The organism is Burkholderia sp. MSMB1078WGS (assembly GCF_001528895.1).
GTDB lineage: Bacteria > Pseudomonadota > Gammaproteobacteria > Burkholderiales > Burkholderiaceae > Burkholderia.
The window spans coordinates 13,969-28,476 of the sequence record NZ_LPDI01000114.1 but is presented as its reverse complement, the minus strand read 5'-3'; the positions used below and the strand labels follow the sequence as shown (position 1 = coordinate 28,476).

The 14,508-nt window shown below is 65.7% G+C and carries 14 protein-coding genes; 10 read left to right on the top strand and 4 right to left on the bottom strand.

Going from position 1 to position 14,508, the window contains the following annotated elements; translation table 11 throughout:
- The first annotated feature begins 108 nt into the window (after nucleotides 1–108).
- The 7 genes from WT24_RS30685 to WT24_RS30655 all read left to right on the top strand — a co-directional run bounded on the left by WT24_RS30685 (nucleotide 109) and on the right by WT24_RS30655 (nucleotide 6,690).
- On the top strand, nucleotides 109–588 hold the full coding sequence (locus tag WT24_RS30685; RefSeq protein WP_059498791.1) for a MarR family winged helix-turn-helix transcriptional regulator: 480 nt from the start codon (nucleotides 109–111) through the stop codon (nucleotides 586–588).
- Complete coding sequence (locus WT24_RS30680) at nucleotides 585–2,708, top strand: FUSC family protein (protein WP_060036991.1); 2,124 nt, start codon at nucleotides 585–587, stop codon at nucleotides 2,706–2,708. The genes WT24_RS30685 and WT24_RS30680 overlap by 4 nt, the downstream gene beginning before the upstream one ends.
- 34 nt (nucleotides 2,709–2,742) lie before the next feature.
- Entirely contained in the window at nucleotides 2,743–2,955 is a 213-nt protein-coding gene (locus WT24_RS30675) for a DUF1656 domain-containing protein (RefSeq protein WP_059498793.1), read from the top strand.
- 1 nt (nucleotide 2,956) lies between these two features.
- On the top strand, nucleotides 2,957–3,925 hold the full coding sequence (locus tag WT24_RS30670) for an HlyD family secretion protein (protein WP_059498794.1): 969 nt from the start codon (nucleotides 2,957–2,959) through the stop codon (nucleotides 3,923–3,925).
- Nucleotides 3,922–5,418, top strand: coding sequence for an efflux transporter outer membrane subunit (locus WT24_RS30665; RefSeq protein ID WP_060036989.1), 1,497 nt, complete (start codon nucleotides 3,922–3,924; stop codon nucleotides 5,416–5,418). The genes WT24_RS30670 and WT24_RS30665 overlap by 4 nt, the downstream gene beginning before the upstream one ends.
- Nucleotides 5,419–5,601: 183 nt before the next feature.
- A complete protein-coding gene (locus WT24_RS30660) occupies nucleotides 5,602–6,027 on the top strand; it encodes a molybdopterin-binding protein (protein ID WP_060036986.1) in 426 nt (141 codons plus the stop codon).
- Between the two features lie 75 nt (nucleotides 6,028–6,102).
- Nucleotides 6,103–6,690, top strand: a complete 588-nt coding sequence (locus WT24_RS30655; RefSeq protein WP_060036984.1) for a nitrogen fixation protein NifQ — start codon at nucleotides 6,103–6,105, stop codon at nucleotides 6,688–6,690.
- A gap of 667 nt (nucleotides 6,691–7,357) precedes the next feature.
- Here the strand turns inward: WT24_RS30655 and WT24_RS30650 are convergent.
- Nucleotides 7,358–8,023, bottom strand: coding sequence for a ProQ/FinO family protein (locus tag WT24_RS30650; protein WP_060036983.1), 666 nt, complete (start codon nucleotides 8,021–8,023; stop codon nucleotides 7,358–7,360).
- Nucleotides 8,024–8,659: 636 nt separating this feature from the next.
- Here WT24_RS30650 and WT24_RS30645 point away from each other — a divergent pair.
- Nucleotides 8,660–9,244, top strand: coding sequence for a DUF2889 domain-containing protein (locus tag WT24_RS30645; protein ID WP_059498799.1), 585 nt, complete (start codon nucleotides 8,660–8,662; stop codon nucleotides 9,242–9,244).
- A 104-nt stretch (nucleotides 9,245–9,348) separates the two neighbouring features.
- Here the strand turns inward: WT24_RS30645 and WT24_RS30640 are convergent, their stop codons facing one another.
- Together WT24_RS30640 and WT24_RS30635 are read right to left on the bottom strand one after the other, a co-directional pair.
- Entirely contained in the window at nucleotides 9,349–9,840 is a 492-nt protein-coding gene (locus tag WT24_RS30640; protein WP_059498819.1) for a flavodoxin family protein, read from the bottom strand.
- A gap of 173 nt (nucleotides 9,841–10,013) precedes the next feature.
- Nucleotides 10,014–10,667, bottom strand: coding sequence for a TetR/AcrR family transcriptional regulator (locus WT24_RS30635; protein ID WP_060036981.1), 654 nt, complete (start codon nucleotides 10,665–10,667; stop codon nucleotides 10,014–10,016).
- An 83-nt stretch (nucleotides 10,668–10,750) separates the two neighbouring features.
- Here WT24_RS30635 and WT24_RS30630 point away from each other — a divergent pair, with 83 nt between their 5' ends.
- Nucleotides 10,751–11,869 (top strand): MBL fold metallo-hydrolase, encoded by a 1,119-nt coding sequence (locus tag WT24_RS30630; protein WP_060036980.1) that lies wholly within the window; start codon nucleotides 10,751–10,753, stop codon nucleotides 11,867–11,869.
- Nucleotides 11,870–11,998: 129 nt separating this feature from the next.
- Nucleotides 11,999–13,015 carry an AraC family transcriptional regulator gene (locus WT24_RS30625; protein ID WP_060036978.1) on the top strand — a complete coding sequence of 339 codons (1,017 nt, stop codon included), beginning with the start codon at nucleotides 11,999–12,001 and terminating at the stop codon, nucleotides 13,013–13,015.
- Between the two features lie 347 nt (nucleotides 13,016–13,362).
- Here the strand turns inward: WT24_RS30625 and WT24_RS35050 are convergent, their stop codons facing one another.
- Nucleotides 13,363–13,617 carry a hypothetical protein gene (locus tag WT24_RS35050; protein ID WP_157692661.1) on the bottom strand — a complete coding sequence of 85 codons (255 nt, stop codon included), beginning with the start codon at nucleotides 13,615–13,617 and terminating at the stop codon, nucleotides 13,363–13,365.
- Nucleotides 13,618–14,508 lie beyond the last annotated feature (891 nt).

Sequence of the window (14,508 nt, the reverse complement as noted above, 5' to 3'; positions counted from 1 at the left end):
TGGCTTCAGACGGGCCGGCCGTGCGCATGCGGCATGTCGTCCGAGTGCCATCCGGATGATCGAAACCGATAGTTTGCTATCGAATGTTTTTGCCCTATCATCTCGCCCATGACCAATCTGCACGACCTCCGCCTCGCCGTCAGCAGCCTGCTCGTGCTCACCGCGCGCAAGTGGCGCCGCACCAGCGACGGCGTACTGACCGCGTACAACGTATCCGAGGCCTGCGCGACGCCGCTGCTGATCGCCGGCCGCCTCGGCGAAGGCGTGCGGCAAGGCACGCTCGCCGAGCACGTCGGCATCGAAGGGCCGTCGCTCGTGCGTCTGCTCGACCAGCTGTGCGCGGCCGGCCTCGCCCGCCGCGACGAGGATCCGCACGATCGCCGCGCGAAGACGATCTCGCTGACGGCCGCCGGGCGCGCGATCACCGCGAAGATGGAGGAAGACCTGCGCGCGCTGCGTGCACAGGTGCTAAAGGGCGTGTCGCGCGCCGATCTCGAAGCGACGCTGCGCGTGCTGAACGCGTTCAACGCAGCCGACCCGCATCCTTCGGCGTCACACCCGTCCCGCCCCGTCGACTCCGCGTCATGACCTATCCGAGCCTTCGCGACTGGCTGTTCTCGGGCAAGACGTTCGCCGCGTCGATGCTGGCGCTGTACCTCGGCCTGTATTTCCAGTTGCCGCGCCCGTATTGGGCGATGGCGAGCGTCTACATCGTGTCGAACCCGTTCGTCGGCGCGACGCGCTCGAAGGCGCTGTACCGCGCGCTCGGCACCGCGCTCGGCGCGGCCGCCGCGATCTTCTTCGTGCCGCCGTTCGTCGAGACGCCGCTCCTGTTCAGCATCATCGTCGCGACCTGGTGCGGCACGCTGCTGTACCTCGCGATCTCCGACCGCACCGCGCGCAGCTACGTCTTCATGCTCGCCGGCTATACGATGCCGCTGATCGCGCTGCCGACCGTCACCGATCCGTCCACGGTGTTCGACGTCGCGATCGCGCGCACCGAGGAAATCGTGCTCGGCATCGTGTGCGCGAGCGTGGTCGGCAGCACCGTGTTTCCGAACCGGCTCGCGCCGACGCTGATCGAGCGCACCGACGCATGGTTCAAGGACGCCGCGTTCTACGGCCGCGAAACGCTGTACGGGCATCTGGCCGGCAAGGCGCTGTCCGCGTGCCGGCAGCGGCTCGCCGCGACGATCACCGGCCTCGAATTCCTGCTGAGCCAGCTGGGCTACGACCATGCGCATCCGCGTGTGCTCGCGCGCGCGCAGGCGCTCGCGGGCCGGATGCAGTTGTTCCTGCCGCTGATGTCGTCGCTCGCCGATCCCTTGATCGCGCTGATGCGCGACCTGCACGTGCGTCCGCCCGCGCTCGACGCACTGCTGGCCGACGCCGCGAAGTGGTTCGATGCGCCGCTGCCGGCCGTCAAGACCGGCTCCGACGGCGACATGGCGCACGATCCGGTCGCGGACGACCTGCGCGAGCGCATCGCCGCGCTGCAGCCGCCCGACAGCGCGCTGGCGAGCTGGGACGGCGCGCTGCTGTCGAATGCGCTGTGGCGGCTGCGCCAGGTCATCGACATCTGGCAGGACTGCCGCTCGCTGCGCGCGCTGATCGCGAACGAGTCGGGCGTGTGGCAGCCGCGCTACCGGCACTGGCGGCTCGGCGGCACCGAGCGCTTCTTCGATCGCGGGATGATGCTGTTCTCGACGCTGACCGTCGTGTTCGCGATCGTGTTCGCGTGCTGGCTGTGGATCTCGTCCGGCTGGCACGACGGCGCGGCCGCCGTCACGCTCGTGGCCGTGTCGTGCAGCTTTTTCGCCGCGCTCGACGAGCCGGCGCCGCTGGTGTTCAAGTTCTTCCTGTCGACCGCCGCGAGCGTCGTGTTCGCGGGCCTGTACCTGTTCGTCGTGCTGCCGCACGTGCACGATTTCGCGATGCTCGTGCTGATGTTCGCGGGCCCGTTCATCCTGATCGGCACGCTGCTGCCGCGCCCGCAGTTCAACATGGTGACGATGCTCGTCGCCGTGAACACGGCCACCTTCATCAGCATCCAGAGCGCGTACGAAGCCGATTTCTTCGTGTTCCTGAACAGCAACCTCGCGGGCGTCGCCGGGCTGCTGTTCGCCTACGTATGGACGCGTGCGACGCGCCCGTTCGGCGCGGAACTCGCGGTGCGGCGCCTGCTGCGCTCGGGCTGGGAGGACGTCGCGCGCGCCGCGTCGACGCAGCCGCTCGACGATCAGCGCAACCACGCATCGCGGATGCTCGACCGCGTCACGCAACTGCTGCCGCGCCTCGGCGCGTCCGACGACCATCGCCACCCGTCGATCGAGAGCTTCCGCGACCTGCGCATCGCGCTGAATGCGCTCGACCTGCGCCGCTCGCGCCGCCGCCTGTCGGGCGACGTGCCCGACGCGATCGATCGCGTGCTGGCCGGTGTCACCGATCACTACACGCGCTGCGCGGCCGCGAACGCGCGCCAGCCCGCACCGCCCGCGCTGCTCGCGACGATCGACGACGCGCTGCAGCGCGTGGCCGGTCGCACCGTGCCGGGCACCGCGCCGGCCGACGGCGCGCCCGCACCCGCGGCGCCAGCCACGCATCGCCGGCTGCGCGACACGCTGCACGCGCTCGTCGGCCTGCGCCTGTCGCTGTATCCGGCCGCGGCCGCGCAAGCGCCTCAGGCGCCGGACGGAGCGCGCGCATGAGCCGGCTTTCCACCCTGTCCTTCCGACCGCGACCATGATCGGCGAAATCGATATCTTCGGCGTGTTCGTGCCGGCCCCGCTCGTGCTGATGCTGATCGCTTACCTGATCAACATCGTCGTGCGCGCGCTGCTCGAGCGCGTCGGCTTCTACCGCCTCGTCTGGCACCGTTCGATCTTCGACCTCGGCATCTACGTGTTCGTGCTGGCCGCCGTCGTGATCGTGTCCCACCAACTCGTGGCTACCTAACGTGAAAAAAACCTGGCTCTCGGCAGGGCAAGTCCTGCTCACCCTGATCGTCGTCGTCGTGGCCGGCCTCGTGCTGTGGCGCATCATCAACTACTACATGTTCTCGCCGTGGACGCGCGACGGGCACGTGCGCGCCGACGTGATCCAGGTCGCGCCGGACGTGTCGGGCCTCATCACGTCGGTGCAGGTCGCCGACAACCAGGCGGTCAAGCGCGGCCAGGTGCTGTTCGTGATCGACCAGGCGCGCTACGCGCTCGCGGAGCGGCTCGCCGAAGCGACGCTCGCGCAGCGCCGCGCGACGCTCGCGCAGGCGAAGCGCGAATACGCGCGCAACCTGCAGCTCGGCAACCTGGTCGCGAGCGAACAGGTCGAGGAAAGCCGCACGCGGGTCGAGCAGGGCGAAGCCAGCGTCGCCGATGCGCAGGTGTCGCTCGACACCGCAAAGCTGAACCTGCAGCGCACGACGATCGTCAGTCCCGTGGACGGCTACCTGAACGACCGCGCCCCCCGCGTCGGCGAATACGTGCCGGCCGGCCGCGCGGTGCTGTCGGTCGTCGACCGCAACTCGTTCCGCGTCGATGGCTACTTCGAGGAGACCAAGCTGCGCGGCATCCATATCGGCCAGCCGGTCGACATCATCGTGATGGGCGAGCCGCATGCGCTGCGCGGCCACGTGCAGAGCATCGTCGCCGCGATCGAGGATCGCGACCGCACGCAAGGCGCGAACCTGCTGCCGAACGTGAACCCGGCGTTCAGCTGGGTGCGGCTCGCGCAACGCGTACCGGTGCGCGTCGTACTCGACGAGGTGCCGGACGATTTCCGGATGATCGCAGGCCGCACCGCGACCGTGTCGATGCGCGGCGCCGAATCGCGCCGCGACGACAATGCGAAACCGGTTGCCGCCAGCGCCGCGGGTGCGGCCTCGACCGCATCCGGTACGGCCGCGAGCGCCGTGGGAGCATCGCAATGAAGCGGCACCGTCTGCGCGTCGCGGCGACGCTCGCCCCGCTTGCGCTCGTACTCGGCGCGTGCAAGTCGGTCGGCCCCGACTACAAGCTGCCGCAACAGGCGTACGTCAATGCGCCGCTCGCGAACCATGCGCTCGACGACGCGAACGGTGCGCTGGTGTCGCGCGACGCGGTGCCCGGCAACTGGTGGCAACTGTACGACGACCCGGTACTCGACGCGCTCGTGCGCGATGCGCTCAAATCGAACACCGACCTGCGCGTCGCCGCGGCGAACCTCGCCCGCTCGCGCGCGGCGCTGGTGGTCGCGAACGAACAGGGCGGCTTCTCGGGCCGCGCGGAAGCGGCCGTGCAGCGTGCGCAGGAATCGGCCGAGCAATACCTGCTCGAAAACAAGCTGCCGGTCGTCAACGAAGGCACGGTCGGCATCAACGTGTCGTACGAACTCGACCTGTTCGGCAAGCTGCGGCGCGGCGTCGAAGCCGCACGCGCGGACAGCGAGGCCGTCAAGGCGGCCGGCGACCTGGCGCGCATCACGGTCGTCGCCGACGTCGTGCGCGCGTACGTCGAAGGATGCTCGGCCGGCGACGAACTCGCGATCGCGAAGCAGTCGCTCGCGCTGCAGCGGCAGCGCGTCGCGCTGTCGCAGCGGCTGCGCGACGCCGGGCGCGGCAACCAGACCGACGTGACGCGCGGCGTGACGCAGGTGCGCACGCTCGCCGCCGACATTCCGCGCTTCGAAGGCCGCCGCAAGATCGCGCAGTACCAGCTCGCCGCGCTGCTCGCGCGCGCGCCGGCCGACCTGCCGAAAGCCGCCGCCGAATGCGAACGCCTGCCGAAGCTGCGTCAGCCGATTCCGATCGGCGACGGCGCCGCGCTGCTGCGCCGCCGTCCCGACGTACGCGAAGCCGAGCGGCAGCTCGCCGCCGCGACCGCGCGGATCGGCGTGGCGACCGCCGCGCTGTACCCGTCGGTCAGCATCGGTGCGTCGGCGGGCTCGGTCGGCGTCGCCGCCGACCTGTTTTCGTCCACCACGAATCGCTGGTCGTTCGGCCCGCTGATCAGTTGGTCGTTCCCCGTCAACGGCCAGCGTGCGCGCGTGCGCGAAGCCGAGGCCGCGACGGGCGGCGCACTCGCGCACTTCGACGGCGTCGTGCTGAATGCGCTGCGCGAAACGCAGTCGAGCCTCGCGACCTATGCGGCCGACGTGCAGCGCGCGGATGCGCTGCGCACCGCCTACGAATCGGCCCGCAATTCCGCTGCCGAAACGCATCGCCTCTATGCGGCCGGCCGCGAATCGTTCCTCTCCGATCTCGACGCGACGCGCACGTTGACGAGCGTGCAGGCGCAGGTCGCGGCGGCCGAAGGCCAGGTCGCGGCCGACCAGGTGCGGCTCTTCCTCGCACTCGGCGGCGGTTGGGACAGCGATGACGCAACGGCCGCAGCGGACGCCAGCGCCGCCGCTGCGGCACCCGCGACCGGCGCGTCGGCGCCGTAGCATCATCGCCGTCGGCACGAAACGCATGCATGGTGCAACGTGCCGTGACGGTGGGGGTTCCTGATTCGCGCGATAACATCCGCGACGCGCTGCGCACCCGCTTTGACGGTACACTGGCCGACGCACTTCCATTGATCTTCCGCCGCGGCCGCTCCGGCCGCGGCATCCACCCGGAGAGTCATCATGCGAACCAGCGCCCGCAACCAGTTCGCCGGCCAGATCGGCGCCGTCAAACCCGGTGCCGTCAACGACGAAATCACGCTGCGCACGCAGGACGGCCTCGAGATCGTCGCCGTGATCACCCACGGCAGCGCCGCGTCGCTGGGCCTCGCGGCCGGCACGAAGGCGTTCGCGCTCGTCAAGGCATCGTCGGTCATCGTGATGGTCGACGTCGACAGCAGCAAGGTGTCGGCCCGCAACTGCGTCGCGGGCACCGTCGCGTCGGTCGCGAAGGGCGCGGTCAATTCGGAGGTCGTGATCAAGTCCGCAGGCGGTGCGGAGATCGTCGCGATCGTCACCAACGACAGCGTCGATCGTCTCGGCCTCGCGCGCGGCACCGCCGCATCCGCGATCTTCAAGGCGTCGAGCGTGATCGTCGGCGTCGAGTGATCGCGTAACGAACGCGATGGCGACTCATCGTGCGCCGCGTAGAAGTGCGAACGGGCTCTCGTCCGGGGACTGACGATGACCGCTTCGGCCGATCGCACGCATGAACGGGTGTTGCAGTCGTTGCAATCGGCAGCGACCAACGTCGACGTACCCGACGCGCAGTTGTTCGGTGCACTCGTCGCGGCACGCGCGGGTCGCAACGAACTCTCGCTGCTGGGCTTGTCTGCCGGCCAGTTCGCCGGCCTGCTGGCCCGGCAGTTTCCGCATCTGCGATCGATCGATACCGCCGCGCTCGCACCGACGGTCGCGCCGCCACCGTTGCTGGCCGCCCACTCGGCATTCGTCGCGACGCTGCACGCACGGCTGATGGCCGACGCGAATCCCGCCGTCGCCCGCGACGATGCCGACTGCCTCGCCTCGATCATCGCGCATGCATGCCTGCGCCCCGATCATCTGTGGCGCGACCTCGGGCTCGATGGGCGCGATGCGGTATCCGCGATGCTCGAGCGCTTTTTCCCCGCGCTCGCCGCGCGCAACGTCGCTCATCTGCGCTGGAAAAAATTCCTTGCGCAAGAAGTAGCCGCATCGCTCGGCGTGCCGCCCGGCCCCGCACCCGGGTGCCCGGGCTGCGAGGATTTCGGTTTCTGTTTTCGTCGAGCGTGATGGTTGTCGCGGCGACGTGCGTGCCGATGTCTGTGGCGTCGCATCGTCAGCCGGAACCTGTCGTTACGCGACTTCGACGCCACCTCCCGCTTTCACGCAACCCGCAGATCGCCGGTATTTCACGCAACGACGACCGAATGTTCGTCAAACGTGCAGGCGGTTGCCGGAGCGCGTTCCGCACCTCCAACAGGATCCGGCGACGAGCGGCTTCCAGTGCGCGAATGCCAATACGTGCCTCGACGACGTGACGGCACTCCGCATGCCGGGACCGACGATCGGCTGTTTGCGTTTCCCATAAACGGGAACCGAGGCTGATCGCGTAGACGCCGGGCTCCATCAGCATCGCCGCGACCGGTATCGCACATAGCGTCGATCGACGATTTCCACGCAAACATTGCGTAAAACGAATTTCAGATTGACGCGCCGAATTAATCAGCTATGCATATTATTTCGCAATCGAAGCGTGTTGCGCGCCAACGTCGATCGATGAGCGTCAGTCGTCCGGTTGCGTTGTCTGTTCGACGAGGGAGGTGATGTACCGGCAGGTTTTGCGCCAGGGGAGGCAGTCCCGACCTGCCTCTGTCGAGACAGGTCGGTCTGTCGTGTCATGCGCTGCATGCGACTTGCATGCGGGGAAGCACAGTAGGTTCGACGAGCGTCGTGCGAATTACTCGTTGCTGGCCGCTTGTTGTTCGACCTGCGGCGCGGCGTCGGTCTGGACCTTCGCTTCCGCTTCGGCTTGCGCCGATTGCGGCGCGACAGCGGTCTGCTGCTCGATCTTCGGTTGCTGCGGCGCACCCTTGGCCGATTGTGCCGCGCCCTTGCCGGGGCGGCGAGCCTTCAGACGGCGCGCACGCGCCGCATCGTCGTGCGTCACGCGCCCGGCTTCGTTGCCCTGCAGATCGACGCGCACCGCATCTTCGACGAGGCAGGACCAGTAGCGGTTGCCGCGGCACCACGTCGACATTGCTTCGCGCAGTTCGGCTTCGTTGAGGCCGACGGCCTGCGCTTCGCGTGCGAGATCGTCCCAGATGCCGACCTTGAGCGGCACTTTGGGGGCCGGATTCTTCGGGAACGCGCGCGGAAACTTCCGCTGCAGTTTGCCGATTGCGACGATGACCGGATCGACCGGCGCCGACGGCTTCGCCGAAGCAGGCTTCGCCCGGTGCTGCGCCTTCGCGCCGGCAGCCGGCTTGGCGCCGCGGGACGGCTGGTCGCCGGACTTCGGCTTCGCGCCGGCGTCCGTCGGCGCAGCCGGCCGCTTCGCGTTGCGCTCCTGCTTGGCCTTCGCTGCGAGCTGCGCCCGCAATTCGGCAAGTTGTTCAAAACCCATAAATTCAATCCACCAGGAATATAAGGTGTGGTTCGTGCGGCCGTGCCGTGCGGCACGAAAGCGTCGCCGCCATGCGTGCGGCCGGCCTGCCGCCGGTGCGGAATACTACGGGGCCGCATCGTGCACGCCACTCTGTTTTCAGGCACCCGGCCTCGATGCCGGACAAGACAGGATTGGAAGTATACCGGTACGCGGGACGGCCGGTTGACTCGCCGGTCTGCATTTGCCCGATCCGCGACGCCGAAAATGCGTCCGCGCGGTCGTGTTGCGCATTATATGGATACGTTTCCGGATGTCACGCCATTCGCGGCTACCACCGGAAATCGGGCTGTGCGTGCACCCGACAAGCAGTCTTCCGCGCGACGGCCGTCGAACAGCGTCGTGCCGCATCCGCAACCCGTTGCGTGGCCCGCCGACGTCGCGCGACATACCGACCGTCGTTTGCACCGGCATCGGCGCCCGACTCGTTGCGTCCGCATCGATCGCGTCGCGGACGAAGATATCGGAAAGTGCGTAGTATGGCCGAATCGACTTCGTTGGCAGCATGTCCCCGCTGTTTTTAACCGCGCGCCCGATCGGCTGTGCGCGATCCCGTTGCCTGCGAAAAGACCCGGTTACTAGCGATGGAGCGGATGCATGGTTTCCCAAGACGACACCCCGCACGACGACGTCACGCGCGAGGAGATTCACCATCGGCAGATCGACATGCGCGGCTATCGACGCAGCGATGGCCTGTTCGAAGTGACGGCCTGCCTCGCGGACCGCAAGACCAGCGATTTCAAGCCACCCGGCGGCACGCGGACGGTCGCCGCGCTGACGCCGCTCCACGATCTCGGCGTGACACTGGTCTTCGACATCGACATGGTCGTGCGCGCCGTATCCACGTTCATCCGTTCGCACCCGTATGCGCAGTGTCCGGGCGGCGGCGACTCGCTGCAGGCACTCGTCGGATTGAACATCGGCGCCGGCTGGAATAGCGAGGTTCGCAAGCGCCTGCCGTCCTGTGATACGTGCACGCACCTGAAGGAATTGCTCGGCCCGATCGCCACGACGGCTTATCAGACGATGGTCGGCATGCGGCGATCGTCGCTCGATTACCGCGACGGCGACGGCAAGCCGCTCAAGATCGACAGTTGCTACGCATACGGCGCATCGCGCGATCTCGTGAAACGTCTTTGGCCCGAATATCACCAGCCTCCGGCGACGGCAAAGGGCAGCTAGCGCGCCGGCATCCGGCCGGTTCGGCGTTTGCGGAACGGCATCGAGCGAACGGCCGCAGAGCGTGCCTTCGTCGATTCGGCGGATCGGCGCCGCCGCATCCGTCATCAGAAAATGCCCAGCGCCAGCCCAGCGGCAAGCCCTGCGCCCAGTTCGGCGCAACGTGCGAGCGCGTCGCGGTCGATCGTCTTCGTCGCGAGAATACGCTCCGGCGTCTGCGCATGCGTGCAGACGATCAGGCCGGGCGCAACGTTTTTCAGCCGCCATCCGGTCGCAATCCGGTCGATCTGGCGCAATGCGTTCTGTCCGTCGCTTCCCGCGCAGATCATCGCCGCATACGGACGGCCGTTCACGCGATCGAGCGCCGCGTAGTAGCAGCGATCGAAGAAATCCTTCATCAGCCCCGACATCGCCGCAAGATTCTCCGGCGTCGCGAACAGGTACGCGTCGGCGGCCAGCACGTCGTCTGCACTCGTCGCGTCCGCGCGCTGCAGCCTGACGTCGACGCCGGGCTGCTCGCGTGCCGCACCGGCAGCCGCTTCGGCCATCTGCTGCGTGCCTCCGGTCATCGTGTGATAGACGATCAACAGCGTCTTCATGGATAGTTGCTCGCAATCGGCTTTGGATGCGCCGACGGTATCGTCGAGTTTGGCCCGATGGCCGGTCGGCACGGATGGACGCCATTTTTCGGTCGTTTTCCGCGGATTGGGCGGTTTCGCGCATTGCAACGATTTCGATTCGCCCGTGCTTGCGGATGCTTCCGGTCGCGCGTTCAGTCCTGCGTGCGATGCGATGCTGTGCCGTCGTCCGGTCGCGCGTAGTACGCGAGGAACATGTCGGCAGCCGATTCCGCCACTTTCTGCTGCTCCTGCGCCGTCAACGGCGGCTGACCCATCGTGATCTGCGGCCAGAATGCGAATGCCTTCACGGCCCCATGCAACTGATGCGCGGCGAACACCGGATCGGCGACCGACAGACGACCGGCAGCCGCAGCCGCTCGCACCCAGATCGTGACGTCTTCCTCGCGCTCGCCGAGGCGTTCGACCATGTCGCGCGCCCGTTCCGGCGAATGAATGGCCGCGCCGATCGCGACACGCGCCAGCGCGATAAACGCCTCGTCGTTCATCAACCGCAATTTGCGGTCGAGCAGCGCGAGCAGTTGCTCGCGCAGCGGCACGTCGGCGCGATAGGTCGGCGAGTTGCCCGTCCGGGTCGCATCCCACAGCTTGTTCAGGATCGCGGCGAAAAGCGTCTCCTTGCCCGGGAAGTGGTTGTAGACGGTGCGCTTCGACACGTCCGCGCGCGCAGCGATGCGATCCATGCTCGTCGCATCGTAGCCCGCCGCAAGAAATTCCTCGATTGCCGCGTCGACGATGGCTGCGCGCTTTCGGTCGGTCAGACGCTGAGGGGGAGTGCTGGTATCCATTTGGAAATTTTACACCGGGCAGTTTACTTATCCCAAAAATAAACTACACTGTTCAGTGTACTTTATTCTCCGGACGAACCGACATGGCATCGCCTCTCGTTTTGATTCACCGCATTCTTGGTTTCGCGGCAGCCCGACGTGGCCGGACGCTGTCCGGCAGTTCGCCGCAGCACAATGGCGAGCGCTTTGCCAATGTCGCACCGCGGCCTGCCGAAGGATTGGGGAAGACGTTGAGAATCGCGTGGAACATGCTGGTCAACAAGCCGCGTCATACCGTGCCCGCCGGTGCTTTGCCCGTCGATTCGCTGGCCCGCGCGGAGCTCGACGCGGCGCCCGATCGCAGCCTGTACCGGCTCGGCCATTCGACGCTGCTGCTGAAATTGCGCGGCGAATTCTGGCTGACCGATCCGGTTTTTGCCGAGCGCGCGTCGCCGTTTCGGCGCATCGGCCCCAAGCGCTTTCATGCACCGCCGATCGCGCTGGAAGACCTTCCGCCGCTGCGCGGCGTGATCCTGTCGCACGATCATTACGATCACCTCGACCGCGACACGGTGCTCGCGCTCGCCGCAACCACGAGCGCGTTCGTGACGACGCTGGGCGTCGGCGATCGGCTGATCGAATGGGGTATCGACGCGAACAAGGTCCGCCAGCTCGACTGGTGGCAAAGCATGGACGTGGCCGGGCTGACGGCGACGCCCGCCCAGCACTTCTCCGGCCGTAGCCTGTTCGACGGCAACAGCACGCTATGGGCGTCGTGGGTGATCGTCGACGACGACCTACGCCTGTTCTTCAGCGGCGATACGGGCTATTTCGACGGCTTCCGGGAGATCGGCGAGCGCCTCGGGCCGTTCGACGTCACGCTGATCGAAACAGGCGCCTATGATGCGCAATGGCCGTACGTGCACATGCAGCCGGAAGAAACCGTGCAGGCGCACATCGATTTGCGCGGACGCTGGCTGATCCCCATCCACAACGGCACGTTCGACCTCGCCATGCACCGCTGGCAGGAGCCGTTCGAGCGTGTCACGGCGTTGGCGCTCGTGCGCGGCATCGAGCTGGCGACGCCGAGGATGGGCGAGCGCGTCGATCTCGGCGCACCGCATCGTGGTGAGCGTTGGTGGCGTACGGTCGACGAGCGCGCGGCAGCGCCGGCGACGAAATCGCGACGCTGGCAGTTTTGCGCATCGCAGGCGACGAAGTAGTCCACCAGGGCGCTACGTGCCTTCCGGGCCGATGGTGGTGTCGCGATTCCGGGCGGTGCACGCGTTGTTGGCCTCCTCCCTGCACGTCGGCGGGCTGTCCGTCGTTCCGATTACCCGAGTAGAGAAGTCATGCATCCGGTACCCGTCCGATACATACCCGGCCAACGAGATGATGACGTCGGCATCGCGGCGTTTGATCATACAGGCCACCGTTCGACCCGCCGCAGCCGCGAGAACGAGCTGCGACAGATGCTTGCAGAGCGCGTCGCGAAATGGACCGAAGGTGTCGATCACTTCAACACGGCCATTCCCAACCTGAGCTTTCATCGAAGGGAAGCACCAACGCTGCCGATGGAATGCATGGTCGAACCGAGCTTCGGCCTCGTCGTTCAGGGCGCGAAGCGGGTCATGCAAAGCGGGGACGCCTATATTTACGACGCCGACCGCTTTCTGATCACGTCCCTCGATCTGCCCGGTTCGACGCAGATCATCGAGGCCAGCTCCGACAAACCGTTTCTCGGGCTGGGCCTCAAGCTCGATTTCCGCGTCATGGCCGAGTTGATGATGCAAGTCGCACCGGATCACGACGATACGCCTGCAGGCCGCGGACTCGTCGTCGGCGACATGACCGAACCGCTCTACGACGCGCTGAACCGGTTACTCGCGCTGCTGGACGACCCGAGCGCCATTCCCGTTCTCGCACCGTACGTCGAGCGGGAAATTTACTATCGGCTGCTGACGAGCGATCAGGGCGCCCGGCTACGCCAGATTGCGTCCACCGGCAGTCAGTGCAACCGCGTGTCACGCGCGATCCGGTGGTTGCGCGCGCACTATGACGAGTCGTTGCGCGTCGATGATCTCGCGGCGCAGGTTCAGATGAGCAGTTCGACCTTCCATCACCACTTCCGTCAGCTCACCGGCATGAGTCCGTTGCAGTATCAGAAATGGATACGGCTCAACGAGGCACGTCGGCTGATGCTGGCCGAGCGGCTCGACGCTGCGTCGGCGGCCTTCCGCGTCGGGTATGCGAGCCCCACCCAGTTCAACCGGGAATATAGCCGGCTGTTCGGTAATTCTCCGCGAAGGGATATCGATAGCCTGCGAGGTGGCGCGGACGTCTCGCTATCGATCGTGGCGAGTTATTGATTGCGCCAAGCGGCGGTGGAGATGTGCCGGCATTGGAGGGGCTCAGTAAAAGTTCGGATCGGCTGCTCGCATGCGGGTTAAGTGGACAATTCCTTTTCCGGAGACTACGTTGTACTGGTCGCCCCCAGGATTCGTTCCCGCTCCTTCGGCCTGAGCTTCTTCTCGCGATGCGTCGAGATTCCCGGAATCGGGGAGCCGACACATGCGTTGTCACGTGACAACTGGAGCTAAATATCGACGTACGTTGGGTGGATTGGCGACTCGACGCGATTCAAAGGGCACGGATCTTCTGATACGTCGACGACCTTCTGCGGCTCCCCACCACAAAACGTATCAAAAACCACAAATCACGTACTAATAAAAACGAATCTGCGCTTGGCCACATCGGTTTTCAACATTGGTGCGCCGAAATAGCATACAGCCCCATTTCTCAGCGTCAACGCGTCCATTTTGCGTGAAACAACATGAAGAATATGGCGCAAGCCATTGCTACACAAGGATTTCCGGCAGACATCGATTTTCGGAGAATGTTTCACGACCCGGCCTGTTTGGATCGTCACATCGAGCCGGCGCACGGATTCAGCGCCAATTGCTGCCCACATGCGCGGTAATCTCGCGCTTTGCTGTCCGCGTACAGCACCGATATTTGTAGCGAAGCCAGCCCCCCGCCCTATTGACTGGCATGAGCGACAACACCAAAGTCTCCTCATTTAAATAGGGACATATCAACGTCGCTGCGATATCTTGGTAGAGACATGTCCTGGCATTTGCTTGGGGGCGTCGTGTCAGCGTACGGCGCACGTGCGACGACAGTGGGATCAGCCGCCATCGGGTTTGGATCTCGCCATCCCAGTCGTTCCTTTTCAACTCCGGCCGGTGCGCATCACTTTATATATAGTCTGCCGTTGCCCAACTCCCAGACATCGGCTCTTGTTGTCACGTGACAACTCATCGATGCGCTCGCGAGTCCTGCGGACCCAAAGCTACCGACGATGCCTCCTCCGAGCATATGCTTCCTACGCCCTGAGGGTTGGCTCAACCATGACTACGCCTTAAGGATCGCAAAGTCGCTCCGGGGTCCGCTTCGAGGCGTTTGTCACGTGACAACTCATCTCGTTGCCACATCAGCGGACGTCGTCACGGGGCCCTAATCGGAATAAAGCAATTTCTCCGCCGCCCGAGTCGCAATCGCGTCAAGGACTTCTCTGCAACGTACATCTCCAGAAAGAATCGAGTGCCAGGCGACTTGTCACGTGACAACTGTCTGTTTTCGCGCCGCAGACAACATCACGGGCATGCATTCATATCGAGCCACGAGTGAGATCAACGCACGATGAAGCGCCAAGTCTCCGTGCAATGGCTTCGTTACTGATGCCAAAGACAGTTGGATTTCTGTTGTTTATTGTTCTTTCTTCAATCTTGATCGATGGTCTTTATCGAATCACTGTCCGTGTATAGCACCCGGCCATTCGGCCTATTTGTCACATAACAAC